Source organism: Nostoc sp. FACHB-133, from assembly GCF_014698055.1.
Taxonomy (GTDB): domain Bacteria; phylum Cyanobacteriota; class Cyanobacteriia; order Cyanobacteriales; family Nostocaceae; genus Nostoc.
Genome location: NZ_JACJSH010000080.1, coordinates 1 through 25,706, shown reverse-complemented (window position 1 = coordinate 25,706; position 25,706 = coordinate 1). Strand labels below are relative to the sequence as shown.

At 42.5% G+C, this 25,706-nt stretch carries 19 protein-coding genes and 2 pseudogenes; 11 read left to right on the top strand and 10 right to left on the bottom strand.

Annotated features, from left to right (window positions below):
- Positions 1-74: 74 nt before the first annotated feature.
- Positions 75-1,586, bottom strand: coding sequence for a MobV family relaxase (gene mobV / locus H6G86_RS33925; protein WP_242065109.1), 1,512 nt, complete (start codon positions 1,584-1,586; stop codon positions 75-77).
- 410 nt (positions 1,587-1,996) lie between these two features.
- Between mobV (H6G86_RS33925) and H6G86_RS33920 the strand changes: the two genes are divergently transcribed.
- From H6G86_RS33920 to H6G86_RS33910, 3 genes are all read left to right on the top strand, one after another.
- A complete protein-coding gene (locus H6G86_RS33920) occupies positions 1,997-2,263 on the top strand; it encodes a hypothetical protein (RefSeq protein WP_190938024.1) in 267 nt (88 codons plus the stop codon).
- Positions 2,264-3,137: 874 nt separating this feature from the next.
- Entirely contained in the window at positions 3,138-3,458 is a 321-nt protein-coding gene (locus H6G86_RS33915; RefSeq protein WP_190938023.1) for a hypothetical protein, read from the top strand.
- A 167-nt stretch (positions 3,459-3,625) separates the two neighbouring features.
- Positions 3,626-4,096 (top strand): GIY-YIG nuclease family protein, encoded by a 471-nt coding sequence (locus tag H6G86_RS33910; protein WP_190938022.1) that lies wholly within the window; start codon positions 3,626-3,628, stop codon positions 4,094-4,096.
- A gap of 295 nt (positions 4,097-4,391) precedes the next feature.
- Here H6G86_RS33910 and H6G86_RS33905 read toward each other — a convergent pair whose 3' ends face one another.
- Entirely contained in the window at positions 4,392-4,793 is a 402-nt protein-coding gene (locus H6G86_RS33905; protein WP_190938021.1) for a YlcI/YnfO family protein, read from the bottom strand.
- Positions 4,790-5,437 carry an AAA family ATPase gene (locus tag H6G86_RS33900; RefSeq protein ID WP_190938020.1) on the bottom strand — a complete coding sequence of 216 codons (648 nt, stop codon included), beginning with the start codon at positions 5,435-5,437 and terminating at the stop codon, positions 4,790-4,792. The genes H6G86_RS33905 and H6G86_RS33900 overlap by 4 nt, the downstream gene beginning before the upstream one ends.
- Before the next feature lie 385 nt (positions 5,438-5,822).
- Between H6G86_RS33900 and H6G86_RS33895 the strand changes: the two genes are divergently transcribed.
- The 4 genes from H6G86_RS33895 to H6G86_RS33880 all read left to right on the top strand — a co-directional run bounded on the left by H6G86_RS33895 (position 5,823) and on the right by H6G86_RS33880 (position 12,767).
- On the top strand, positions 5,823-6,785 hold the full coding sequence (locus tag H6G86_RS33895; protein ID WP_242065108.1) for a DEAD/DEAH box helicase: 963 nt from the start codon (positions 5,823-5,825) through the stop codon (positions 6,783-6,785).
- A gap of 323 nt (positions 6,786-7,108) precedes the next feature.
- Positions 7,109-11,560: a bifunctional diguanylate cyclase/phosphodiesterase gene (locus H6G86_RS33890; RefSeq protein WP_190938019.1), complete on the top strand. Its 4,452-nt coding sequence runs from the start codon at positions 7,109-7,111 to the stop codon at positions 11,558-11,560.
- Between the two features lie 278 nt (positions 11,561-11,838).
- The gene (locus H6G86_RS33885) at positions 11,839-12,474 is read left to right on the top strand and encodes an AAA family ATPase (protein ID WP_190938018.1); all 636 of its coding nucleotides are present in this window, start codon (positions 11,839-11,841) and stop codon (positions 12,472-12,474) included.
- Positions 12,471-12,767: a YlcI/YnfO family protein gene (locus tag H6G86_RS33880; protein WP_190938017.1), complete on the top strand. Its 297-nt coding sequence runs from the start codon at positions 12,471-12,473 to the stop codon at positions 12,765-12,767. The genes H6G86_RS33885 and H6G86_RS33880 overlap by 4 nt, the downstream gene beginning before the upstream one ends.
- Before the next feature lie 252 nt (positions 12,768-13,019).
- On the opposite strand, the gene H6G86_RS33875 is transcribed toward H6G86_RS33880, so the two are convergent.
- Positions 13,020-13,742 (bottom strand): PEP-CTERM sorting domain-containing protein, encoded by a 723-nt coding sequence (locus tag H6G86_RS33875; RefSeq protein WP_190938016.1) that lies wholly within the window; start codon positions 13,740-13,742, stop codon positions 13,020-13,022.
- Positions 13,743-13,765: 23 nt separating this feature from the next.
- On the opposite strand from H6G86_RS33875, the gene H6G86_RS33870 reads away from it, so the two are divergent.
- Positions 13,766-13,978, top strand: a complete 213-nt coding sequence (locus tag H6G86_RS33870) for a hypothetical protein (RefSeq protein ID WP_190938015.1) — start codon at positions 13,766-13,768, stop codon at positions 13,976-13,978.
- 264 nt (positions 13,979-14,242) lie between these two features.
- On the opposite strand, the gene H6G86_RS33865 is transcribed toward H6G86_RS33870, so the two are convergent.
- The gene (locus tag H6G86_RS33865; protein ID WP_190938014.1) at positions 14,243-14,746 is read right to left on the bottom strand and encodes a hypothetical protein; all 504 of its coding nucleotides are present in this window, start codon (positions 14,744-14,746) and stop codon (positions 14,243-14,245) included.
- 465 nt (positions 14,747-15,211) lie between these two features.
- Here H6G86_RS33865 and H6G86_RS33860 point away from each other — a divergent pair, with 465 nt between their 5' ends.
- Positions 15,212-15,790 carry a COP23 domain-containing protein gene (locus H6G86_RS33860; RefSeq protein WP_190938013.1) on the top strand — a complete coding sequence of 193 codons (579 nt, stop codon included), beginning with the start codon at positions 15,212-15,214 and terminating at the stop codon, positions 15,788-15,790.
- A gap of 16 nt (positions 15,791-15,806) precedes the next feature.
- On the opposite strand, the gene H6G86_RS33855 is transcribed toward H6G86_RS33860, so the two are convergent.
- The 4 genes from H6G86_RS33855 to H6G86_RS33840 all read right to left on the bottom strand — a co-directional run bounded on the left by H6G86_RS33855 (position 15,807) and on the right by H6G86_RS33840 (position 22,045).
- On the bottom strand, positions 15,807-18,380 hold the full coding sequence (locus H6G86_RS33855; protein ID WP_190938012.1) for a WD40 repeat domain-containing protein: 2,574 nt from the start codon (positions 18,378-18,380) through the stop codon (positions 15,807-15,809).
- A complete protein-coding gene (locus tag H6G86_RS33850; RefSeq protein ID WP_190938011.1) occupies positions 18,380-20,053 on the bottom strand; it encodes an AAA-like domain-containing protein in 1,674 nt (557 codons plus the stop codon). Before H6G86_RS33850 ends, H6G86_RS33855 begins: the two co-directional genes overlap by 1 nt.
- Positions 20,054-20,224: 171 nt before the next feature.
- Positions 20,225-20,518, bottom strand: a complete 294-nt coding sequence (locus tag H6G86_RS33845) for an HU family DNA-binding protein (RefSeq protein WP_242065107.1) — start codon at positions 20,516-20,518, stop codon at positions 20,225-20,227.
- 1,260 nt (positions 20,519-21,778) lie between these two features.
- Complete coding sequence (locus H6G86_RS33840; protein WP_190938010.1) at positions 21,779-22,045, bottom strand: hypothetical protein; 267 nt, start codon at positions 22,043-22,045, stop codon at positions 21,779-21,781.
- A 410-nt stretch (positions 22,046-22,455) separates the two neighbouring features.
- Between H6G86_RS33840 and mobV (H6G86_RS33835) the strand changes: the two genes are divergently transcribed.
- Together mobV (H6G86_RS33835) and H6G86_RS33830 are read left to right on the top strand one after the other, a co-directional pair.
- Positions 22,456-24,252, top strand: a complete 1,797-nt coding sequence (gene mobV / locus H6G86_RS33835) for a MobV family relaxase (RefSeq protein WP_190938009.1) — start codon at positions 22,456-22,458, stop codon at positions 24,250-24,252.
- A 502-nt stretch (positions 24,253-24,754) separates the two neighbouring features.
- Positions 24,755-25,033, top strand: a pseudogene (locus H6G86_RS33830) (site-specific integrase); the annotation flags it as partial.
- Between the two features lie 19 nt (positions 25,034-25,052).
- Here the strand turns inward: H6G86_RS33830 and H6G86_RS33825 are convergent.
- Positions 25,053-25,706 (bottom strand): annotated as a pseudogene (locus H6G86_RS33825) (pentapeptide repeat-containing protein); the annotation flags it as partial.

Below are 25,706 nucleotides of genomic sequence, written 5' to 3'. Positions count from 1 at the left end.
GCACATGAATATTTAATTTCCTGAAAGCCTTGTTTGATTAGGGTTTTGCTAAATTCCACTCTGATTCAGGCTCGTCAATATTTAGATGCGTTTGCCCTGGCATCGATGGGGGACTTGCACAGAATCGCTGTTGAGGTTTTATCGGTAGCCTTGCCCCCCAAGTGAAAGTAAAACCAGCTATCACTGCGTTTGGTTCCTTTAGAGTACCCTTTAAAGCTGTTGTTCTCGCCCCTAGTTCCCCGTAAGAATGCACCGTTACATTGACTATCAAGATTCCGCATGACAAAAACAGCATTTTGTTGCTGATCAGCGTAAACTAGCCCCTGGTTATGAAGCATTTGCACACAATCAGAGGGAATGCCCCGAAATTGATTGAGGTAACGCTCAACGGCAGACCAGTTAGCTTTATCTTCAACAGGTGGGTTGAATTGGGGACGGGGTTCAGTCTGGATAATGTCAGCCGCCCTATTCTTAACGTGAGCGATCGCTGCACGTTCTACTCCAGCTGACCCGAATCGCTCATCTAACCAGACAACCGCTTGCCGGAAATTGCAATTGTTAACGTGCATCACCAAGTCAATCGCACCGCCTGAGCCTTTGGAGTGTTCGGGAGCAAAGTCATAGAATTTTCCCGCATCTATATTAATGATGTGTCCGTGACCCCGCCACCGCTCACGCTCGTAATTTAGCCCTAACTCCCAGGCGACATCCTCTAAAGCCAAGTCGCGCAGTTGTTGGGTTTTCAATTCCAGCTCGCGCACAATTTCTTCTAGCCGTTGTCGTTCCTTCTCACTAGCCCTAGCCCGTTGCTCTGCCCTCTCCAATCGCTCCTGCATGAAAGCGCGGTCAGCCAGTTGGTGGTTGAGGACATGGAATTGGTGATCATTCTGAATCCGGGCAACGTAATTTGTAGCTGATTCAAAAGGTTCGGGTTCAAGTTTTTTATTCGACCAGACGTTGTTTAGTGGTTCACTGTTAACCGCTTGGTAATATTCCTTTACTTTGGTGTGGGTTGCCTTACTGCCCTTGACCCCTCGTTCAATGCCCAAAGGAGCGAGTGCAGCAGCATAACTGTCTTGGAGTTTCGATAACTTAATTCTTCCCTGCCCACCTCTACCGCCAAACATCGCATCATGACTGACTCTCCCGGTTTTCTCGTTCAATGGCACGATGTAGGCGTGGATGTGTGGGGTACTTTCATCCAGGTGGAGTTCTGCCCTGACGCACTTTGACCCATAGTTTTGAGCTAGCCAGTCACGGGATGCGATCGCCCACTGCTGCATAAGTGAATCAGACCACTGCCCATAAAGAGATGGATCACCAGGGCGGAAATATTCAGGTGATGCCGAGAGAAACATTTCAGTGCATAACACCGCGTCCTTTCGTGGGCGATGCTTGAGCGTAGAGATTTTTTCTTTAACTATCTCCTCTAATGCGCGTTCGTCTTCTCCCCCAATCAACCGGACATTCTCTTTAGTTGGATCTGCGTTGGGTGTTTCTCTATTCCTGGTAACATGGTCATCACTTCCGGCAACGTTGCCGAATGTTTTTAGTTTCTCAATTCTGAGAATTGTTAGTGGCGACATAAAAGATTTATGCTACAAATGCAGTGTGAGTGTAGTACTCAAAAACCCCTTCAAGCGAACGGCGGTTTCATGTCACGAGCGCAGCGAGAGATGGCGCAGCCACCCGCAGGGCATGAAACCATAGTGAGTATGGTATCACTTATACAAATGCCTGAAATCCACTTTTGGGGGAGAAATCGCGCTTACTGCCGACTGTCAAAATACGCCCAAAAGCACCTTTAGTGTACATAACGACAGTCGTTTGACAGTCGTTGTGTTTTCGGGTAATGACTGTCAAACGACTGTCATTTGGTACAGTAAAGGGGTACTTAGGGGTAGTTTACGGCGCATTTTGACAGTCATGAAAATCTGGTATCAATCAACACGATGGCTTACTTATAATTTACTCTAATTCGATAGGAATACAGGACATGGAGCAACCTGATTTAGAAGTGCTTTCGATTAAGCGCAGTCACGACAGTAGCGATGGCCAGTTGCTGCAATTTTTACGAGAGCGTGAGCGTCGAATGTCGGGCAGAGGTTTGACTAAAATTGTTTTGAGTACTTTGAGAATGTGCTGGGGGCCATTTGTCATAAAGCGCATTGGTGCTGACAGCGACACTCTCAAGACTGCTGTGATTTACTCTATCTCACAGTTGGAATTACAGATTCATTTGCTCAAGCAATTACTCGATTGAGCAGTTTTTTGAAGTATCTTTGCAACACAAGTGTATTATTCATTCTCAATAATTTTAGAGTTATTGAGAATGAAACAGGTGATTAAAATTTGCTGTAAGTCATAGTCAGTCAGCATTACGGCAGAATTTTTCGCAAAAAGTCTTATGCTTAACTGGTAGCAGTAGGGCTACTGTATAGCTACCAGTTGGGGAATCATCAAATTTTCAACAACTCGCTTTTTTACTACTCAACTGGTAGCTGTGTGTCACCAGTTGAGCTACCCAACAGCTACCACTTGAGCAAGGTATTTAGAACTACTATTTCAATACGGCTAAACCACATCAAACCTATGTAATAAGTGGTGTTTGCAGCATAGCTTTGGTGTAACTCACAAATGGAGTGTTGTTTTATATTACAAATGTAGTTATTGAGTATTATTTGTTGACGTTGGTTCAAAGTTTTTTTAGTTTTGGTTCAAAAAACTGGCCAAAATTTTTTGCGTACTGTGCGTAAGTTTTGGTCAGGAATTTTTGGTGGAGAAATCAGGGAGGCTTAGGAGGTTTTTGGGGTCGAAATCCTTAGATTTACCTTGTGTTTACCTTGTAAATACCTTGGAGATGCCATTGCAGTACCTTATTTTTGACAAAAAAGAGGCATTTGGTAAAAAAGGATGATTTTCAGAGTTGAAGGTGCAAATAAATCCTTATATTTGCCATTGGAATACCATTGAAATGCCATTCATTTACCTTACAAATGCCATTTTTCAAAAAATCCTTGTAAATACCTTATAAATTCCATTCGAGTAAATTAATGCTTCGGGTGCGAAGTTTTTCTGAAGCCCTGATAAAATCAAGAGTGAAAAAAAGTTCATTGATGATGATCCAGGGGTAAGCGATGTCAGCCAAAAGCGAAGTGACAATAAAATTTAGTGGCGAACTACCAACAGCTACACCAGCCGAGAACAAGAAAGTTGCAATCGAGTTAACTGATCAGAACGGCATAGTTTTCACTGCTCAAGTTAATGCAAAAAGTTGGCGGAAGGCGGAAACTAGCGCTTCAGAATTTGCAGACTGGGCAGGGGCTGTATCGGGCAAGCTTGGACAGCGCACAGAAAACGGGTTTGAGGTAGTTGATGCCGGAATTCAGCTTTTTGAAAAGAAAGCGAAGGAGCCTAAACCAGATGTAGCGGCGGCTGAAGCTGGCGCTTCTTTATAGATGTGTCTCTTGCATTCATGTTCAATGATCTGTATAGATGATAAGTTTTGGGGCTGCTTAGAATATCTCACCTGGGTCTACTTTAGCTTTGGCAGTGATGGTGACTTTCAAAGCTCATTGGCTACCTTTAAAGTATAAAAACCTGCAATAACTATGAGGTAATTAAAATGAGTGCTGGTATTTACATGATTAAAAACAAAATAACTGGTGATTGCTATGTGGGTAAAACAGAAGATTTAAAATCACGCTGGTTAACACATAAATCGGCATTAAATAGAAATATTCATGCTAATAAACTTTTACAAAGTGATTGGAATGAATCCGGGAAAGATAATTTTGAATATATCATTTTAGAAAAATGTATATGGCATGAAATAGATAACAAAGAAAATGAGCATTTTACTAAACACAGACCAAAATACAATATTATAAAACCATTGAAAAGAACTAATTTTATAAAAGCCAAAAATAAATATGGTAGAGAACTGATACTTGATTTAACAAGTGAAGAATTTAAACAATTTTGTAAAGATGAACGACTATCAGAAACTATACAACTTAAATTGCGTAAGAAAAACAAAACTTTTAACTGGAATCAATGGGAGTTTACAACATCAATAGACCAGATCAGTCATTGACCCTTCAGGACGCGGTAAACTTGCGGTAAAAAGTTTCTAAAAACTAATGTAGAGTGACTCTAGACCACATTTTCATCTATACAAAGTCAAAAAATCCTGGTGGCAGCATTATTAGTTAATGACTGAAAATAGCACCCTTGGCATAGATTTTTATCTATTAACTGCGTCCGTGAGGTGCGACCGCGCAAGAGAGGCATCCCGCATTGGCGACTGTAATCGTTGACATATATAGCTTTGAAGGCAGTAAGAATTACCATTGCTTAAATTTTGCTTACTGCATTACTGCATTACTGCATTACTCATTTACATCCTTTAGAGCTTCATCCAGCAACAATCGCACAATTTCAGCCTTTTTCCTCCTGGTCTTTGCAGCTAGCAAGGAAAGCTTTTGGTGCATAGACTCTGGTAAGTCCACAGTTAGTCTAATTGTTGCTTCTTTAGGAGCAGTCGGCTGAAGTTGGGACATAATGCTAGGCTTGGTTAGTTTATGAGTAGGTATTGATGTTGCAATTGGCTCAAGTTCTGGTTCTGGCTCAATCTGGGAATGAGTTTCTGCCTGCTGTTGCTCTTCAACTTCAGTCTGATTTTTTGGGTTTGCAGTTACTTGGGGAGAGAGATCCTGTTCTTTCGCTGACTCACCATAGACAAACTCACGAGCCAGGGCATCATCAAGAGATTTTCTTTTTTTATTAGTCATTTGAGCATCCCCAAAATTTCTTTGAACAGCCGTTCATATTCGCGTTGAGATTCAGCCGCAGGACGACCAGCTAAATCCCAAATTGTTGCAGCTTGACCAAAGGTGTCAGCGATCGCTTGTTTTTGGTGAATAACTGTTTTTAAAATTGCTACTTCTTTAGTTTTCGATAGGAGTGAAATTGCTTCATCCAGTAATTTTGTCCCCTTAGTAGCACGACTGATAAATATTCCAGCTTTGGGTGCGCCACCACGCACTGACTGAGCTTGTTTGATTAACCGAACTGCATCACTAGCAGATTGCAGGTCTAACCCTGTTGGTTGACAGGGAACTATGGCTAAGTCAGTCCGAAACAATATTGCCCTGCTAGATTCAGAAAGACCAGCCGGCCCATCCACAATTAGATAATCACACTCTTGCGCTAAAGGAGGAATTTCCTCTAAAAGTTCATCGGGTGATTGCAGCACAGTAGTTGGAATTGAATTAGACTCCATCGAAGTTAGCCAAATTGAACTGCTACGTTGAGCATCAGCGTCCAAAAGCTGGACTTTGTAACCCTTGCGAGATAGCCAGTACGACAAATGAACGGCAGATGTAGATTTTGAGCAGCCCCCTTTTTGATTAATAAATGCTATTGTCTGTCCCACTATCACATCCTTTACACAGTAAATACTGCATTACTGCATTACTGCATTACTGAATTGATGCAGTAATTTTAACTTGAAATGCTTAAAGCGTACATTCTAAGCTACAAACAGCCAAAAAAAATAATACTAGCCTTAGTTTTTTTAATTACTGCATTACTGCATTACTGCATTTTTTGAGGGCAATCGCAATGACAGAATGATTTACGGCGGGTTTGTTGGTTGGATTCACAGTGAAGGTTTACAACAGGCATCACCGTGCCAAAAAAGGTTTTTTGTACGCTAAAGAATTTTCAAGTGCCTGAAACGACGATTTTTCGTTCAAACTAGATTGAAACTGGCAGCCTAACCATAGGTCTTTCACGAATTTTATAGGAAAAAGCACTTCTTGAAAAGCCTACCCCATCTTGGTTTCAGCCTTAGCGTACAATTTACCCGTTTCGGCACGGTAACGCCTAATATGTTGCCAATTCTTCAGCCTAATATCATCAAGCTGGCATTGGTGGATGAAGCGGGGACAACTCTCATACATCAATTATTTCCTTTGCTATTGCGATCGCAAAGGGCGGTAGTAGCAGGCGACCCTCAACAAATTGAGCCAATCGTTAATATGAGCGACGATACCATCAAGCAATATCTGAAAACTGCCTTTCTGGATCGTGGCATGGGGAATGAAGACTATTATCGCTATGCCCCCACTGCCAAATACACTGCCACTGCTTATCATCGCGCTGCTGGTGCTAATGGCACAGAAGGCGACTTAGGCAATGGCATTATTCTCTCTAATCACTACCGTTGCACCCCACCTATTATTCAGTTTTGCAGCCCCAACTATCCTGGTGGTCTGCAAATCCTTTCAGATTATGACCCGACTGCAACGGTCAAGCATCTGCTGGCTTACCATGTCGAGGGAAGCCACACCCATAATACCAATCCAGAAGAAATTGATGCTGTAGAAACTATAATTGCGTCCTTGCTGAAACATGGGTACTCTACTAACTCGGATGACAACTCAAAAACAATTGGGGTGATGTCGCCTTTTTTGCAGCAAGCTAACGCGCTCAAGTATCGACTATCTAATCGGTGGCGAAACTTTTCTTGGGATGATATTGGCACGGTTCACACCTTTCAAGGAGGAGAGAAAGCAGCCATCATCTTCTCTCCTTACCAGTGCCACCAAGAGCATAGTTTTTGGTTTCTCAACCGTAAACCCAATTTGCTAAATACAGCCGTTAGTAGGGCAAAGGAATTATTTGTTTTGGTGGGCAATCTCAGAGAACTAGAATTAGCTGGAGGGGAAACTAAGCGGTTAGTTGAACATATTCGGCAACATGGGGAAATTCGCTCTTAGTTAGGTTTGAATGTGGCATCAGCAACGGTTTTTTGTAACTGAGATGGCACTAACCCCATGAATTTGGTCAAGGAGGCTTGGGGCATTAGTGAGAGGTTAGAGTGATTGCAGGGGCTAAATAAGCAATCGCACAGCGTAACTTTCTGCACGGTTGCTCATTTCACCCCGTAAAAATACGGTAAACACATTAATTAAGTATATACTCTTTTAAGTGTAAATATCAACTCGGCTTGTAAATACATTTACTTATATTATTTCTGCATATAATCTTGTAAGAACTTCGGTTAATAACTAAGTATATAACAACTAGTTTAGACAACTTGATGCTGGAATTTTGGAAAAGCCTTCTTGCTTATAAACAGTTTATTCCCCACGGTCATTGCTATCTTTGGAAACCAGAATTAGTGGGGTTGCATATTGTATCCGACAGTTTAATAGCGCTTTCTTATTATTCCATTCCCATCGCGCTACTTTATTTTGTCCGCAAACGCCAAGACTTTCCTTTCAACTGGATATTTCTGCTATTTGCAACATTTATTGTTACTTGTGGTACTACCCACTTGATGGATATTTTGACACTCTGGTATCCAACTTATTGGTTGAGTGGTTGTATAAAAGCGATTACAGCCCTAGTTTCACTCTACACAGCTTCTGAACTTATACCTTTAATACCAAAAGCACTTGCTCTGCCAAGTTCTGCACAACTAGAAGCAGTCAATCGAGAACTGGAGAGAGAAATTAACGAACGCAAACAGGCAGAACTCGCACTACAAGAGCGGGAAGCTATGTTGCGGCGAATTGGCGATAATCTGCCTAATGGGGCAATTTATAAAGTAATCCGCGAATTGGATGGCAGCGATCGCTTTTCTTATATCAGCGCGGGGATTGAAAAACTGATGGAAGTCAGCGCAGAAGATGCACTGAAAGATTCAAGTTTACTCTATCGCCAGTTTATCCCAGAGGACGCACCACTCTTCCAGGCAGCAGTCGATGAATCCCGGCAGAATCTATCGGTGTTTGATATGCAAGTGCGAATCCAAACGCCCAGCGCTCGGCTAAAATGGTTACATTTTCGTTCTACGCCACGCCAGTTGCCGAATGGTTGTGTGGCTTGGGATGGGCTGGTAGTGGATGTCACCCACCTCAAATATGCTGAAGAAACACTACGCAAGAGTGAAGCCTTATTAGAAGAATCTCAGCAAGTTGCTCGTCTCGGTAATTGGGAGTTTGATATTGCCACTGGCAAAATTAACTGGTCAAAGCAACTGTTCGAGCTTTTTAATCGAGATCCCGCACTTCTTGAGCCGAACTACCAAGAAAATCTGCAACTTTACTGGCCAGAAGATGCAGGAAAATTAGCCCAAGCAATTGAGCGGGCAATGTCAACTGGCGAATCCTACAAACTCATTCTGCGTGCATCTCCAACTTACGGGTCTACTATTTATATTGAGGGGATTGGACATGCAGAATTCAACGCGGATGGAAGAGTAATTCGCCTCTATGGGACTGCCCAAGATGTTACAGAACGGCAAGTCGCACTCAACGAGCGCAAACAAGTCGAGGAAGAACTCCGACGCAATGAAAAGCTGCTAGCTACTGCTCAAAAGATTGCCCATCTGGGCAGTTGGGAATGGTACTTAGAGTCTCAAAGACAAATTTGGTCAGCCGAAACCTTCCGCATCTTCGGTTTAAATCCTGCTGAATCAGTACCGACGCAGGCTGCATTTCTCCAGATGCTTCACCCAGAAGATCGACTAGTGTTGCAGAGGCATTTACTAAAGGCGATCGCTAATAAAACTCCTTTCAATCTTGAATATCGCATTGTCCGACCTGATGGCTCATTGCGCTACCTGGAGTCAAGAGCAGAGGTAGCTTATGATACCCAAGGTAAGACTATTAGACTGTATGGAGCTATTCAAGATATTACAGAACGTAAAGAAAGCGAGTTAGAAATCACCAAAAGCCGCGACTTGCTAGAAGCTGTCTTTAACGAATCCGCTGATGCGCTTTTTTTGGTAGATACAGAAACGTTACTGACCATTGACTGTAATAATCGTGCAGTAGAACTATTTGCCGCCTCAAGCAAACCTGAACTCATTGGTATTGAAGGTCATACTTTACAAAAAGAGCAGTTTACTTCTGATGAACTAACCAGCATTGTCGAAGAAATTAACCAGCAAGGGTTGTGGAGTTATGAAATTGAATACTTCACCAAGCAGGGCAATTGCTTTTGGGGAAACATCGCAATCAAACAAATCAGGGTTGCTGGCCAAGTGATGAATTTGGTGCGAGTTACGGATATCAGCCCCAAGAAGCGGATCGAAGAAGAACGCCAACGAGCAGAAGTAGCCTTAGCCAAAAGTGAAGAACAACTCAGGCTGACGATGGAATTTAACTATATCGGTAGTTGGGATTGGAATTTGCTTGATGGGGCAGTTATTTGGAATGACAACCACTTTCGCTTGTTAGGGTTAGAACCAGAAACATCATCAGCTAGATACCAGGTATGGCGCAATGCTATTCATCCAGAGGATGTTGAGCGAGTTGAACAGGCTCTATTCAACGCCATGACTCAGAATACTAATTATGAAGCTGAATATCGGGTGATTCATCCTGATGGCAAAGTGCGCTGGTTGGTTGGAAAAGGACGCAGTATTTACAACGAAGCAGGTAAACCTGTGCGGATGTTGGGTGTGGTGATTGATATTAGCGATCGCAAGCAAGCAGAAATTGCTCTGAAACAAAGTGAGATTCGCTATCGTGCCATTGTCGAAGATCAGACTGAACTCATTGCCCGATATTTACCAGACGGTACACTTACGTTTGTCAACCAAGCTTATGCAGTTTATTTTGGACAATCTCCAGAGGAAATGATCGGCAGCCGCTATCAACCCATTATCTTTGAGGAAGATCGGGAGCGAGTTGTTCAATTAGTCGCTTCAATTAGTGTCGATAATCCTGTTGTGATTATTGAGAATCGCGTCGTTGTAGCAAATAAGGTGCGTTGGACTCAGTGGCATAACCGAATGCTGTTTGACGAGCAAGGATGCTTTATCGAATTTCAATCAGTGGGACGCGATATCACAGCCCTGAAGCAAATTGAAGAAACACTTTTTCAAGAAAAAGAATTAGCTCAGGTGACGTTGCAATCGATTGGGGATGCAGTTATTACCACAGATGCCTTTAGCAGGATTCAATACCTCAATCCCATTGCAGAATCTCTGCTCGGATGTAGTGAAGCATCTGCACAAGGGTTGCCGTTAAAAGAAGTCTTGAGAATTGTGCATGAAACGACACGGGAGGTAGTTCAGAACCCAATTGAGCAAGCGTTAAAGGAAAATCGAATTGTGAGTTTAGCAAACCATACCGTCTTAATTACTGAGAGGGATCAAGAGATTGCGATTCAAGATTCCGCCGCGCCCATTCGCAATCGTGAAGGACAAGTTATTGGGGCGGTTATGGTGTTTCATGACGTGACTCAGAACCGCCAGCTTTCGCGTCAGCTATCCTGGCAGGCAACCCATGATGCCTTAACCGGATTGGTGAATCGCCAGGAGTTTGAGCGGCGGGTTGAACAAGCATTGCAGCTTGCTTCTTTAGACTACCAGGTTTATGGGTTGTGCTATTTGGATCTCGATCACTTCAAAATCGTAAATGATACCTGTGGTCATCTGGCTGGAGACGAATTACTGCGTCAAATTACTGCCTTATTGCAGGAGAAGATTCGGAAAACTGACACACTCGCACGCTTAGGCGGCGATGAATTTGGCGTATTACTCACTCAGTGTACGCTGGAGGAAGCTTTACGAGTTGCCAACAATCTGCTTTCGTGTGTTCAAGAGTTCCGGTTTGTTTGGCAAGAGCAGGTATTCTCAATTGGAGTAAGTATCGGCTTGGTCAGTATCGACACGAATAGCGATAGCCTTGCAGAGATTATCAGCACGGCTGACGCAGCTTGCTATACTGCGAAGAACCGGGGTCGCAATCGCGTGTACGTCGCTCAGACTGACGACCAGGAGCGACTGCAACAGCGTGGCCAGATGCAGTGGGTCAGCCGCATTTCTCAAGCCTTGGAAAGTGATTGGTTTTGTCTCTATGCTCAAAAGATTGCCGCGATCGCCCCGACAGATCAAAACGGCGACCATTATGAAGTGCTGCTGCGGCTCCGGGATGACCAGGGAAAATTAGTGCTGCCGATGGCGTTTATTCCAGCAGCAGAACGCTACAACTTGATGCACCTAATCGATCGCTGGGTGATTCGGACTCTGTTCAGGAATTGGTCAACGCTTGTTGGCGATAAACAAAGCATCTATGCGATTAACCTTTCTGGCTCTAGCATCAACGATGATCAATTCATTGACTTCCTGCATGAGCAGTTTACCCTACACCCCATCTCACCCCAGTGCATTTGCTTTGAGATTACCGAGACCGTGGCGATCGCTAACCTCATAAAAGCCAGGCAGTTCATTCAAGAACTTCAACGGATGGGCTGTCGCTTCGCATTAGACGATTTTGGGGCGGGGATGTCGTCCTTTGCCTATCTCAAGTCTCTGCCTGTAGATTACCTCAAAATTGACGGGAGCTTTATTCGCAACATTGTCGAGAATCCTGTGGATGATGCAATCGTAACAGCAATCACGCGCATTAGCAGTGTTATGGGTATTCAGACGATTGCTGAGTTTGTGGAGAATGACGCGATTTTAGAGCGAATTACGGCTCTAGGAATTGATTACGCACAGGGCTATGGCATTGCAGTACCTTGCCCATTGAGTTAGATATAGGCATCACCGTGCCAAAAAAGGTTTTTTGTACGCTAAAGAATTTTCAAGTGCCTGAAACGACGATTTTTCGTTCAAACTAGATTGAAACTGGCAGCCTAACCATAGGTCTTTCACGAATTTTATAGGAAAAAGCACTTCTTGAAAAGCCTACCCCATCTTGGTTTCAGCCTTAGCGTACAATTTACCCGTTTCGGCACGGTAACGCCAATCACAGTGGCATCCTTCCATTGCTGGGATTATACTTATCTCAGTTAAGTAATTGAGTTAAGTAAATGCCCATTATTTCGTTTTGCAATCAGAAGGGAGGTTGCGGAAAAACAGTAGGGGCAGTTCATTTCGCCTCTTGGCTGCACCGCAAGCGCAAGAAAATACACTTTGTTGATGCAGATCCGCAAAGCAGTGGAGCAACATGGATGTCCCTGCTGTCTAGTCAAATCCCGACATCGAAAATTACTGACGCTAACGAATTAATTGAAAAATTACCAGAGCTTGCCGAAGAATTTCAGTTTGTAGTTGTGGACGGTGCGCCAAATACCACAGAATCCACTAGAGCAATTTTGTGCTTGTCAGATGTTTCGGTAACTCCGGTTCAGCCGACTGGACTGGATCTACATTCGGCTTCGGAAGCAATACGGTTAATCAAGTCGGCACAGAAAATATCGGGTGGGCTACCAAAGCCAGCAGTATTTCTCTCTCGCGCGTCTAAAGGAACGAGGCTCAAAGAGGAGGCATTATCCCTACTTAGTAAAATCCCCGATGTTAAGTTGTTGAAAACTGTAATCCACAATAAGCAAGCGATTGCCGATTGTTTTACCCAGGAAGCAACTATCTGGGAAATGAAAGGAGCCAAAGATTCGGCTGAAGAATTTGAGCAATTGTGCAAAGAGATTTTTGGGTTACTGAAATGAATGCTAAACGAAAAAGGTTAGACGATAACGCCGATAAGTTCATTTTTGGTGATGACGAACCGGATCAAAAAACTACTGGTGCAGCTAAAAAACCTGAAAAACAATCTAATCATTTATTAGACAAATTAATTCAGGAATCTACACCAAGAGAAAGACCCATTCGCGTCAGCCTGGATTTATCTCCAGAAATGCACTCTAAACTTACGAACCTGGCTAACCGCACTGGCAGAAAAAAAGCTGAAATTCTCCGAGTCCTTCTAGAGCAAGCATTTGATGAAATTGAATTTGATTAATAAGTTACTCAATTACTTAAATCAATTACTTATCTGAGCCGAAATCCTCCAGGCTGCGATCGCTGTAACTCAAACACCCTCTTAGAGTTGTGTAACGCTATGTTGTTTTTAGTGACTTGTGTAATCGATGAAGGCGTGTATGACAGCTCGTTTATTGTCGTAGAGGCAGAATCGGAGTTAGATATTGCCGAACACATGCTCTCCGACACATAACTTTCAGCCTTTTTAATGACATTGCGTACTATAGGTACACTACATGACTGAGGAGTTTTTTTGCTTACGCTTTATGGATAGTCCAATAGCACTAGCAAGCACTGTACCACCAAGAGTAAAAGGTTCTGGAACAGATACTACGCCTCCAAAAGCTACATTATCTATGCCGTATGCACCAGCACAACAAGGCCCTGTCAATAGATGGGTTAATCTAATACTTGATATATTCTTGCTATCTGAGGTAACACCAATAAATTGTTGGTTTAACGCTGAAAGGTTAAATGTGAATTTGCTCAAAACAGAAGAACTTCCCAAAACTTCGACAAGAAGGTTGTCATCTGTACCTCCAAAGTCATAAATATCAAATCCCACAGAAGTCACACCTGGATTCAGATTAATCAATATGTCAGCCGATGCCTGTGCAGCTAAGATTAATTTCGTAGTAGTATTTACAAAGGCATTATTGCTAACCGCGAAATTGGAATCTCCAGAAACCTTGAATTCAATTCCACTCAGGATATCACCAGGAGAAAAGTAAGCATTATTCGTCGCATTATTGAGCCGTTCGTCGGGAAAAGGGAACGCCTGATCAGTGGCTATATTACCATTTTCAAAGTCTTCAATCATTAAACCCGGATTTGCCGTTTCAAACGCAAGCCGATCAGTCTGAAATATTACTGCCCCTCTTACTTGCTCCGCCATACCAAAGAGCAACAGTGTTAATGCTCCAATGCCACACCATAAATATTTTGTTTTAAACATAAAATACTTTTGATTTTACATTTATGTTACAACAATTTTATTCGTTTCAATTAATAGTCAGATTTTGGGGCAGATATAGGGCTAAAAGTAAAAGTAGCGAAGGCACATTTTGCCCCTACTGGCTGTTTCAAGGCAACCTCAAATATTACAGCCTTATAGACGGTATCCCCGACTTTGAGCTAATAGCGATCGCCCACGCCGCCTTTAAGACTTGCAAAACAAATAATGGTCACTAAACTACTGGTGCAGCTAAAAAACCTGAGAAACAATCTAATCATTTATTAGACAAATTAACTCAAGAATCTACACCAAGAGAAAGACCAATTCGAGTCAGTTTGGATCTATCTCCAGAAATGCACTCTAAACTGACTAACCTAGCTAACCGCACTGGCAGAAAAAAAGCTGAAATTCTCCGAGTCCTTTTAGAGCAAGCTTTTGAGGTAATTGACCTAGAATAATAAGTTACTCAATTACTTAACTCAATTACTTAACTCAATTACTTATTGATAGAGATTTGGGATTAATTCGGTGTCTTCATTGAGGTACTTAAGCAGAGTTTCGATTTGCTGAACAGAATAGACGTTAATCGGAAGCATGGGAGTATCAGAGCCAGCAAGGATAGCTATTACTCGATGAGTATTGTAGTCTATATTTTTGAGCTTTTGTATCAGGCGTAAGCCCAGAACTGGAGTATTACACCGGGATTTGATAAAAGTTTCAATGTCGGAGCGGAATGTAACTTCGACACCAACTCCACCGGAAAACTTTAGAGCTTCAGAAAAAACAATTCCTGGCTCAACTATAGTTTTAGCTTTTGTTAAGGCGATGAAAAAGGTGGATTTAAAATCATCAGGCATCCTATGCAGTTGGGCTTTTGTGGTTGCCAATGCTTCATCACTCACATATCCAAGGCTAATTTCTGAAGGTATGGGGCATTTTTCTAAATTAACTCGTGAACCGTAGACATCACCCAAAAGCTGTTTTCTGCGTTTAGCTTCTCCCATACTTCATCCCCTGTTACTACCATCAGTGTCTAACTAGAATACTATGTATCAGAGGCTAACACAGCCCAATATTGCGAGGCACTGCAAGATCCACTACCGCCATAAAAATACCCCCTTCTGGGGGCGATTGATGTGGTTGATGTGCCTAAAAGGACACAATCGAATAATGAGAGTTCGCTATAAGGATTTCTGTATATGTCCCCATCTTACAATGAGCTATCGGTGGATGTCTTCGGTGATTACTGACTCTTCAAAATCGCTTCACAACAACTTTTCAATAACAGGGGTGAAATGAGCAGTCGATACTGTTGGCGAAAGTGTTACAACTAAAAACCGCAACGGCAGATTGAAGGTTTGAGCTTAGATAATACTTTCAAATACAAATATGTATTACATTCGCTATAGAATGGAAGATAAGCAAAAAAATACTAGACGATTGCAATTAGTACTGTTTAGCTTTCACTTATGAGATTTCAACAATATGCTTCAACTATTGCAGCTTCCCTTATGGGATTTATAAGTGCAAGTGCAATAAATGGTAGTACTCTGGCTCAATCTGCTACTTCTACGGCCTTTTTCTGCCAAGTAATTAATGGTATACCGAACACAGTAGCTCGAATTAAGGATACTAGTAACAACGTATTACCTAAGACTTCTGAGCAAATTATTTCAATCTTGGAGTGGACTCGTAACTATTACCCTGAGTCTCAAGAATCTTCCTTGAACCGTTGTGTACGAGTTTCAAGCATACTGCAAACATACAATCAAAAAGGTAAACTAAACTACATTACTAGTGGGGAAATGGATGGAAAGCGGGTTGTTTGTGCTACTAGTAGTCAAGGGAGTCCATGTAGCCGACTATTATTTATCCTTGAACCAAGTGAAAATTCTGCTCAGGTAGTGGCAGATTTACGGTTAATCATTAACAAACCTCAAGTATTAGTATCTAAGCGAAAATTAGCAATATTTAAAAGATGGAAACAACCACCATTGCCACCTGGACTACCTCCTGGAGGAAAGGTACGAGCAGGAGGTAGCAGGTAGACTACTATAATAACTGTTATCTTGCAGCGCACAAGTTTGACGCATCTGGATAATCTTCCAAGTAATCTTTGAGCAAGTTGCAGCTTTGTGCGATTAGTTGATCTAGTTCTTGAATCGGTTGTATCTCTAGCTTGCCCATACTTCTTACAAGAGCAAGCTTTTTAGCATCTTGAGGACTGAAACTAATATTGACAATTGTATCGTTGTCACCAGAAAATTGAGCTACCTGTCGTCCTGCTACATCCCAGAGTCGTACTGTACCACCAAATGCCACTGTAGCAAGGCGTTGCCCATCGGGGCTAAAGCTAAAATGTTGAAGTTGCTCTGGATGGAAGAGATAAAGCTTTGACAGGGGTTGCTCAGATAATCCCGACTCAGATAAGCTCCAGAAACTAACTGTGGCATCAGGTTCTGCTGTAGCAAGCCATTTACCATCTGGGCTAAAACTGACGCTAATAATTGAATTTGAATCAACTTGTAATTTTTTTACTAAACTTCCTGATAAATTCCAGAGATTGGCTGTATCATCTCCGCAGGTTGCCAGGAGTTTTTTATTTGGGCTGAGACTTAGGCTAGTAATTACACCTTCTTGGGCTTGCCATTGAGCTAATTGTTTTCCTGCACGATTCCAGATTCTAATAATGCCATCATCCCCACCAGTTACCAGGCGCTGCTCGTCTATAAAGCCAATGCTTGTAAGTGCGCCATAAGGACTTTTAAATTCACTAACTTGCTGTCCTGATAGATTCAAGATTTTTACTGTACCATCCAGCATTGCTGTCGCTAGATGTTGTCCATCAGGGCTAAAGCTGATACTTGTAACCATACTTTTAGGTTCCAGTGCGGCAATTTTACTTGTCTGGTTCCGACTGCTTCTCAATGAGTCTGCTTGAGAAAGGTTAGTGGTCATAATTTGTAAAGCTAGGAGCGGCCCAGTAACTGGATAATCCTTCAAAGGATCATTATTTACTAAAAGCTTTAATTCCTTTCCAGTCAGCATTGCTGAAAATAAAGCTCTGCGTTTAATTTCTTCTGTAGAGCCGTCTAAAAACTGGCGTAAAGCGATAGCCGCTATTTGCTCCAGTTGCACTCCTTTTTGGACTTTTCTGGTTTCAGTCTGAGCATTTTCCAAGTCTTTTTGCGCTGACTTAGCTTCTCTGCGTTGATATTCGGCAAATTTTAGAGTTGCAACTATCAGTAACAATGCCATAGTGGCGCTTGTAATCAGCAGTCTATTTGCTTTCTGTCTGGCAGCCTCAAGAATTTGTTTCTTTTGTTTTTCAATCTCCAGCCTTTTCTGAATGTCTCGCTTCTCAAGTTCCTGGCTAGCAGCTAAAAACTGATAATCCTGATCGCTCAGGCTTTTCCCAGCTACCCAAGCTTGAGCATCTTGTAACGTCTGTCCACGTAATAAACGTGACTCATCCTGGAAATCCGAAGCTACCCAAGCATTCAGCGATTGTGCATAGGGTCGTAACTCTGCCAGTGATCGCTCTAGCCAATCCCAGTTAAACACTAACGCATAGATGCGGTTGTAAATCCTCAACTTTGCCTCACGCCTAACCACCAATCCAGTCAGTCGCAACTCCATTTGTTCAAGACTGTCATCGGCTGTAAGCTCTCCTTGCTGTAAAATTTGCTGATACAGTCCCAGTAAACGCCCTGTGCGCTGTTCCCTACTCCGCAACAGGCGATCTCGGATTGTTTTCAAATGCTCAGGCTCATCTTGGGCTTCCCAGTTCTCAATTAGCTTTGTTTGGACTAATTGTTCCACCCACTTTGCTTCCGCCCCTTCTGAAATGGTAGCGTCGGCAGCAAAAATGAGATCGCAAACCTTTTGAGTGAGAAACGGTTGTCCACCAGTCCAGTTCAATACAGCTTCCAGGACTGCTGAAGGGTTGCTGGCATTGAATGTCAAACCTTGAGCTAGAGGTTGAGCTTCCTGAAGTTGAAAGCCAGTCATTTCAATGGCTCGACCCACATTAAAGGGTGTGCGGCGCTTGTCTTGAACTAAGTCTGATGGAGTGGTAACTCCTAGTAGAACAAAAGTTAGCCGTCGGTACTCCATCTGATCTGCCCGTCTTTCATGGCATTCACGAATAATGGCAAAAAAGTCATCTACATTGAAATTTAGGCTGAGAACACTATCAATTTCATCTATAAAAATGACAATGTTTTGAGAAATTGACTTTAACAAAATATCTTCAATAAACTGACCGAACCTCTGCACAAATGATAGTGAATTGCGCTCGCTCCACCAAGTTTCTAAATCAAAAGCTGCTTGCAACCTTAACCGCCTGACGATACTGTTAACCACGCCCATGTACCATTCCTCTGGCGTAATATCTGAAGCACCAATTGAGGTAATATCAATTGCAGCACAAACTACCTCTTCTGCTTGTAACCGCTGCATAGTCTGCACCCGCAAGCTGGACTTGCCCATTTGGCGAGAATTCAACACATAGCAAAACTTGCCTGCTTTTAAACTCTCGTATAAATCTTGATCAGCTTGCCGCCGCACATACGTGGGAGCATCAATAGGAAGACTACCTCCAACTTGATATTCGTAGCCGGAGTAGAAATCACTCATCAGCTAATCCCCAAGCGATCGCGAAAATAGCAGCGATACAGGTTACAAAGTGGCATAACTGCATTGCCCTGAAATTTTACCAGTCCCATACTACGGAGTTTAAATCCCTGTGTTCTCTCAATTTTGACTGGCTCACTCGCTGCTACCACTTTTGTGATTGCTAACACTAAATCGGCATCTTCCTCAATATTCAACAGATGACGGCTCAGGTGATCTCCATACAGACCTTCTTCAGTTGGAGCGTCTTTCAGGAGTTGTTCTAAGGTAATTCTTCCCCTAGCAATTTGGTAAAGTGCCACCCGCACCAAATAAGGATGCCCACCCACCATTTGCATTAGTTCTTCAACTTGCTTTGTTGTCCACTGCAACCCATGTCGCTGTACCCACTCTTGCACTTGAGCTTGGGTCATCTCTGGAAGTTCAATCGCCAACCCTACATTAAAAGGTGACTGATTGATATTTAGAGGAACATAAACTTCTCTAGAATGAACCACAATCAGTCGCAGTTTTTTCCAGAGTGGCTCATTCTTTGCTTCTTCATGCCAAAACCGCAATAGTCCAAAGAAGTCAGCAGCAACTTGACGGTACTGAAAAAGTTCATCCACTTCATCCAAAGCTAAAGCTAACGGCCCAGGAATTTCTGGTAATAAATACCGCTCGAAATAGTTTGTACACTTATCTTTACTGCCCAGTCTCCCTTGCCAATATTTATCTAGCTTTTCTGGTATATTCAGTCTTCGAGCAATACTGGTACAAAACCACTGTAAGAATTCATCCAAGTTGGTCAATAGCGCTCGATCAGTTGATTGAAAATTCAAGGATGCGGTTAGATAGCCCTGCTGAGTGGCATAATGCAAAGTCCTTTCCATCAAAGAGGACTTGCCCATTTGCCGAGGAGCCTTGATCCGAATTAATGCCCCCGGTTTCACCAGCCGTTCGTAACAGTCAGATTCAATCGGAGGACGCTCTACATAGAAGGCAGAGTCAAGCCCTACCTGTCCTTCTGGCTCTTCTAAAACAATGGAATTGGGTAAAAGTCTCGTAGAGTTGTCTAACTCCTGACTTTCTCTCTCCTGTGGTCTTCTATTATCAGATAGAACATTTGTTTTCTTCTTCAGTACTGGGGTTAGGTCTTCTGCAATACCTGCCATGCAAATGCTGTTACATGCAAACTTGTAGGCGAACTCAATTGATTTTCCTGCTCCTAATGCATCATAAAAACCAACGGCAAATTCCAGTGCTGCTTTATCTCCAACTGCTTGACTCATACCGATTACGTAAGGAATGTGTTGGGCAATCGCCTCAGCCTGAATTTCTGAATAGCAGGCATTGAGCAGAACACACTCTACTTGCTCTACAAACAACTCAAATAGTCCAGCCAATGCTTTCGTACTGACCAGCTTGGTATTCCCAGTTTCATCCTCTAGTGCTAACCCCCCATTTCCAACACCATGTCCAGAAAAATGGACAATCTGCGGATTAATATCCAGCATCGCTCGCTGCACATCTCTAGGTCGAGTTGCCCACTTCTGCTCCAACTCAAACTGCTCACGGTTCCTAGCTCGCATTAATCCAGCATCAATCTCACGAACCTCTTCATCCAGACGCAATGGAGTAGAATTTTTAGGATTTGCTGCCAAAATGAGTATTGTTTTTACAGTCCCATTGCTCATGGGTTAGCTCAATCCAAGTGAGAGCGCTAAGGTTAATCCTCACAGAATATCATTTAGATTCAAAAATTTTCCACTAATTAATACTCTGGACAAAATTAGGCGGCTTATCAGGCTTGATGGAATGACACCGCACTCTCAGGTACGTGGTAGAGAGTTCGCCTCCAGATGATGTTATGGCTTTTTCGTAGATGACCAGCCAAACAACTGACGTAACCGTTGTGAGGGATTGAACTTAAACACCCAACACTCTCGTCCTGTTCTGACGTAAAAAGTGCCAAAGTTCCGTAGAGAAACACTCTCTCCCTGCTTTAAAGATTCATAAATTTCTTCGAGGGTGGCATCAATAATTTCTTCAACTGTGCCGATGCCTTTGCTTAAGCGTTTAGAAACGAGCCGTACCAGTTCCTTTTTATCAATGGACATCTTGCCCCCTAAAGATTTTTTATATGCTGGTTGGGAAATCATACTAATTTTTTTGGCTGACGAAAAACTTCGCACCCGAAGCATTAATTTACTCGAATGGAATTTATAAGGTATTTACAAGGATTTTCTCTTTAAAGGCATTTGTAAGGTAAACCAATGGCATTTCAATGGTATCTCAATGGCAAATATAAGGATTTATTTGCACCTAAAACACTGAAAATTACCGTTTTTTACAAAATCCTTCTTTTTTGCCAAAAATAAGGTACTGCAATGGCATCTCCAAGGTATTTACAAGGTAAACACAAGGTAAATCTAAGGATTTAGACCCCAAAAACCTCATTTACCTGCCTGATTTCTCAGCCAAAAATTCCTGACCAAAACTTACGCACAGTACGCAATCTTTTTAGGCCAGTTTTTTTGAACCAAAACTAAAAAAAACTTTGAACCAACGTCAACAAATAATACTCAATAACTACTTTTGTAGTATAACAACTGCACTCCACTTGTGAGTTATACCAAAGCTATACTGCAAACACCGCTTATTACATAGGTTTTATGTAGTTTAACAGTATTGAAATAGTAGTTCTAAATACCTTGCTCAAGTGGTAGCTGTTGGGTAGCTCAACTGGTGACACACTGCTACCAGTTGAGTACTAAAAAAGCGAGTTTTTTAAAATTTGATGATTCCCCAACTGGTAGCTATACAGTAGCCCTACTGCTACCAGTTGAGCATAAGACTTTTAGAGAAAGTTTCGGGCGTAATGCTTACTGATTATGACTTACAGCAAATTTTGAACGCTGGATTCATTCTCAATAACTTCAAAATTATTGAGAACTTATAATACACTTGTGTTGCAATTGTGCTTCAATAATTCTTTCTAGAGCTTAACCTAGCCTACTTAACATACGATTTTTTTCTTCATACCTGAATAGAAATTGTTCCTTTTACAATCTCCACGCTTGTTGATAGAGATGAAACTTGTTTTAAGTGGTGAAATTGTCTGATTAATCACAGTTACAAATAGCAGACATTTTGCACCTAAAACCCCTATTTATATACAAAATGTCTGCTATTCTGCACAGCTTATACACGCCTTTAACTGTTATAGCTGTCAGGGAACTTTGACTATTCAGTACAAAATGTCTGCTATTTAGAACATGGCTTTGACCAAAAAATTGGTGTCTAATACATACACCAACTAGCTTTTAGCCATTTTTATCAAACTGGCTTATTCTCAATAACTTTAAAATTATTGAGAATTAATAATACAGACTTGTTGCAAACGTACTTCAAAGAATCCCTCAATCGAGTAATTGCTTGAGCAAGTGAATCTGTAATTCCAACTGTGAGACAGAGTAAATCACAGCAGTCTTTAGAGTGTCGCTGTCAGCACCAATACGCTTTATGACAAATGGCCCCCAGCACATTCTCAAAGTACTCAAAACAATTTTAGTCAAACCTCTGCCCGACATTTTACGCTCTCGCTCTCGTAAAAATTGCAGCAACTGGCCATCGCTACTGTCGTGACTGCGCTTAATCGAAAGCACTTCTAAATTAGGTTGCTCCATGTCCTGTATTCCTACCGAATTAGAGGGGTTTCTAGATAAGCCATCGTGTTGATTGATACCAAATTTCGATGACTGTCAAAATGCGCTGTAAACTACCCCTAAATACCCCTTTAGTGTACCAAACGACTGTCGTTTGACAGTCATTGTCCAAAAACCCGATGACTGTCAAACGACTGTCATAATACCCCCTAGAGGTGCTTTTGGGCGTATTTTCGCACCAGGCAGTAAGGGCGATTTCTCCCCCAAAAGTGGATTTCAGGGTTTTGTATAAGTGATACCATACTCACTATGGTTTCATGCCCTGCGGGTGGCTGCGCCATCTCTCGCTGCGCTCATGACATGAAACCGCCGTTCGCCCAAAGGGTTTTTTTAGTACTACAAAAGTACTGCATTTGTAGCATAATTTTTTTATGTCGCCACTAACGATTCTCAGAATTGAGAAACTAAAAACATTCGGCAACGTTGCCGGGAGTGATGACCATGTTACCAGGAATAGAGAAACACCCAACGCAGATCCAACTAGAGAGAATCTCCGGTTGATTGGGGGAGAAGATGAACGCGCACTCGAAGAGATAGTTAAAGAAAAAATCTCTACCCTTAAGCATCGCCCTCGACATGATGCAGTGTTATGCACCGAAATGTTTCTCTCGGCATCGCCTGAATATTTCCGCCCCAAAGATCCATCTCTTTCTGGGCAGTGGTCTGATTCACTGATGCAGCAGTGGGCGAGTGCATCTCGTGACTGGCTAGATCAAAACTATGGGTCAAAGTGCGTCAGGGCAGAGCTTCATCTAGATGAAAGTACCCCACACATCCACGCCTACATCGTGCCGTTGAACGATAAAACCGGGAGAGTCAGTCATGATGCGATGTTTGGCGGTAGAGGTGGACAGGGAAGAATCAAGTTATCCAAGCTGCAAGATAGCTATGCGGCTGCACTTGCTCCTTTGGGCATTGAACGAGGAGTCAAGGGCAGTAAGGCAACCCACACCAAAGTAAAGGAATATTACCAAGCCGTTAACAGTGAACCACTAAACAACGTCTGGTCGAATAAAAAACTTGAACCCGAACCTTTTGAATCAGCTACAAATTACGTTGCCCGGATTCAGAATGATCACCAATTCCATGTCCTCAACCACCAACTGGCTGACCGCGCTTTCATGCAGGAGCGATTGGAGAGGGCAGAGCAACGGGCTAGGGCTAGTGAGAAGGAACGACAACGGCTAGAAGAAATTGTGCGAACGCTGGAATTGAAAACCCAACAACTGCGCGACTTGGCTTTAGAGGATGTCGCTTGGGAACTGGGGCTAAATTACGAGCGTGAGCGGTGGCGGGGTCACGGACACATCATTAATATAGATGCGGAAAAATTCTATGACTTTGCTCCCGAACACTCCAAAGGCTCTGGCGGTGCGATTGACTTGGTGATGCACGTTAATCAGTGCAATTTTCGGCAGGCGGTTGTCTGGTTACATGAGCGATTTGGAGAAGCTGGGGTAGAACGGGCAGCGATCGCTCACGTTAAGAACAGGGCGGCTAACATTATCCAGACTGAACCCCGTCCCCAATTTACCCCACCCGTTGAAGATAAAGCTAACTGGTCTGCCGTTGAACATTACCTCACTCAATTTCGGGGCATCCGCTCTGACTGTATTCAAATGCTTCATGACCAGGGGCTAGTTTACGCTGATCAGCAACAAAATGCTGTTTTTGTCATGCGAAATCTTGATGGTCAACGTAACGGTGCATTCCTCAGAGGAACTAGGGGAGAGAACAACACTTTTAAGGGATACGAGAAAGGAACCAAACGCCGTGATAGCTGGTTTTACTTCCACTTGGGGGGTAAAGCTAATGATAAAACTTCAAGAGCGATTCTGTGCAAGTCTCCCATTGATGCTATTTCAAGAGCCATGCTGGAATATCTGAAGAGGGGCGATGTTCCACCCGAACGAACAGTCTATATGGCTATTGATGACATCAAGAGCTTACCATTTGAGCGATTGCAGAAAGTTCCTAATATACTGGTGGCGTTTGGTAACGATAAAACCACAGATGCGGCAGCGCAGCGTGTCTTAGAACTACTGCCACAGTCCCAAATCAAAAAATCTAAAGCCAGTGATTGGAATCAGCTGCTTATAGTTTATGGGCAGCAGTTAAGGCAACAGCAGCAGCAACAACGCCAGCAGGATGATGAATTGAGTCTTTAATAGTCAGCGATCAAGAGAGTGAACTGTACAGTTAGTTTTGTAGTATTAATGTAGCTGTTTGGTACTTCTTTTTGATAAAAGTGATTTTGAATTCACTTTGCTCCTCACTTTTTTTCAAAAAAACTTTCCGCCAATTATGGCGTACTGTGCGTCAGAAATTAAAATTAAAGTTAGGTTATGATGCCGTGAAAGTGCCGCACGTATGCCATATATACTCCATGAGTTAACATACTTTTATCATAAAAATCGGTTCTAGGAACTTCCAAGAAGTGGTAAGAAGTGACTGGGGAATGACTGACAAATGCCCGATATTGCCATGAGTTTTATGTTGTTTTAACTGAGAATTGCCACACAAATGACATGCTCTCAATTTGGCTATGCTGGTTTGTTTTGATACCAAGAAAATAGCGACGAAAATTTTCTAATAGGGATGCTTTTGATCAGCTTGCTCTCGGTTAGGAATAGATTCAGGTGGTTCATCAATGACTGGGATTTTAGACGTGGCGTGAGTACCCACAGCTTCAGGCGTACCGCGCTCACCCAGATGAGTAACGCTGGCATACCGTTGAAAGTTATTCAGGAAATTTCGGGGCATCGGAATTTGGAGCAGTTGCAGAGATATTTGGAAGTGAGCAATGAGCAGGTGTTAGGAGCGGCTGCGAGTTTGGCTATGCTGTCACCAGTGACAGAACCATTACCAAGAGTAGAAGAGGCTTCATCACACCAACAAGCCAAAGTAAATATCAAACGACAGGACAAAAAAGCTTCTCCGTCCCCATAAGTAAAACCCAAAGTATCACCTATTCGACTTCTAGGAATCCTTTTATTGTTTCAGCCGGAATACTAAAGGCTGGATGGTTAAATATTGCCTTCAACGCTTCCAGCCCTCCTGCTTTCAGGGCGGCTAGCAACCTAGCTTTGAAAGTTGGATCTGTTTTAATTTTTTGATGAATCGCTTCTGTAACTGCGTCTGTTGTTGGATTAATTTCAGCTAATTGATTGAGAAGTTGCTGAATTTCTGCTGCTGCCTCAGCAAGATTTTGTCTCTGCTCTGATGCGTAATTAGATTGATTAAACGTCGGGTTACTACCCGATTGGGCTGTGTCTACAAACTGGTTATTAGAATTTCTTTGGTCGTACTTGGATTGATAAGATTCTGACACTGAATTATTCTCCGCGTTAGTTGTAACAGTAATATTATTTTGAATAGGTCTAGTTGCTAGTAAGTTAATAATGTTGTTTAAATTGGTATTACTCTGACGATATTCAGCTATTTGTTCATCTTTAGCTTGTAACTTTGCATGATATATAGCTTCTAGTGCATTTAGCTTTATTTCATATAATGCTTTAGCCTGACTTTCAATATCTGCTTTATTGGCTTCTGGTGGAACTTCTAGCCGAATTACAAACGCACCACCGCTTTTCTTTTCAATGGCTTGGACTGATAAGTTTTC

What these genes read in the sequence shown, in the direction of transcription:
- H6G86_RS33875 (WP_190938016.1), bottom strand. Translation starts at nt 13,742, where the DNA reads ATGTTTAAAACAAAATATTTATGGTGTGGCATTGGAGCATTAACACTG.
- H6G86_RS33910 (WP_190938022.1), top strand. Translation starts at nt 3,626, where the DNA reads ATGAGTGCTGGTATTTACATGATTAAAAACAAAATAACTGGTGATTGC.
- H6G86_RS33860 (WP_190938013.1), top strand. Translation starts at nt 15,212, where the DNA reads ATGAGATTTCAACAATATGCTTCAACTATTGCAGCTTCCCTTATGGGA.
- H6G86_RS33850 (WP_190938011.1), bottom strand. Translation starts at nt 20,053, where the DNA reads ATGAGCAATGGGACTGTAAAAACAATACTCATTTTGGCAGCAAATCCT.
- H6G86_RS33840 (WP_190938010.1), bottom strand. Translation starts at nt 22,045, where the DNA reads ATGGAGCAACCTAATTTAGAAGTGCTTTCGATTAAGCGCAGTCACGAC.
- H6G86_RS33905 (WP_190938021.1), bottom strand. Translation starts at nt 4,793, where the DNA reads ATGACTAATAAAAAAAGAAAATCTCTTGATGATGCCCTGGCTCGTGAG.
- H6G86_RS33920 (WP_190938024.1), top strand. Translation starts at nt 1,997, where the DNA reads ATGGAGCAACCTGATTTAGAAGTGCTTTCGATTAAGCGCAGTCACGAC.
- H6G86_RS33855 (WP_190938012.1), bottom strand. Translation starts at nt 18,380, where the DNA reads ATGAGTGATTTCTACTCCGGCTACGAATATCAAGTTGGAGGTAGTCTT.
- H6G86_RS33915 (WP_190938023.1), top strand. Translation starts at nt 3,138, where the DNA reads ATGTCAGCCAAAAGCGAAGTGACAATAAAATTTAGTGGCGAACTACCA.
- H6G86_RS33865 (WP_190938014.1), bottom strand. Translation starts at nt 14,746, where the DNA reads ATGGGAGAAGCTAAACGCAGAAAACAGCTTTTGGGTGATGTCTACGGT.
- H6G86_RS33845 (WP_242065107.1), bottom strand. Translation starts at nt 20,518, where the DNA reads ATGATTTCCCAACCAGCATATAAAAAATCTTTAGGGGGCAAGATGTCC.
- mobV (WP_242065109.1), bottom strand. Translation starts at nt 1,586, where the DNA reads ATGTCGCCACTAACAATTCTCAGAATTGAGAAACTAAAAACATTCGGC.
- H6G86_RS33870 (WP_190938015.1), top strand. Translation starts at nt 13,766, where the DNA reads ATGTTACAACAATTTTATTCGTTTCAATTAATAGTCAGATTTTGGGGC.
- H6G86_RS33880 (WP_190938017.1), top strand. Translation starts at nt 12,471, where the DNA reads ATGAATGCTAAACGAAAAAGGTTAGACGATAACGCCGATAAGTTCATT.
- H6G86_RS33885 (WP_190938018.1), top strand. Translation starts at nt 11,839, where the DNA reads ATGCCCATTATTTCGTTTTGCAATCAGAAGGGAGGTTGCGGAAAAACA.
- mobV (WP_190938009.1), top strand. Translation starts at nt 22,456, where the DNA reads ATGTCGCCACTAACGATTCTCAGAATTGAGAAACTAAAAACATTCGGC.
- H6G86_RS33890 (WP_190938019.1), top strand. Translation starts at nt 7,109, where the DNA reads ATGCTGGAATTTTGGAAAAGCCTTCTTGCTTATAAACAGTTTATTCCC.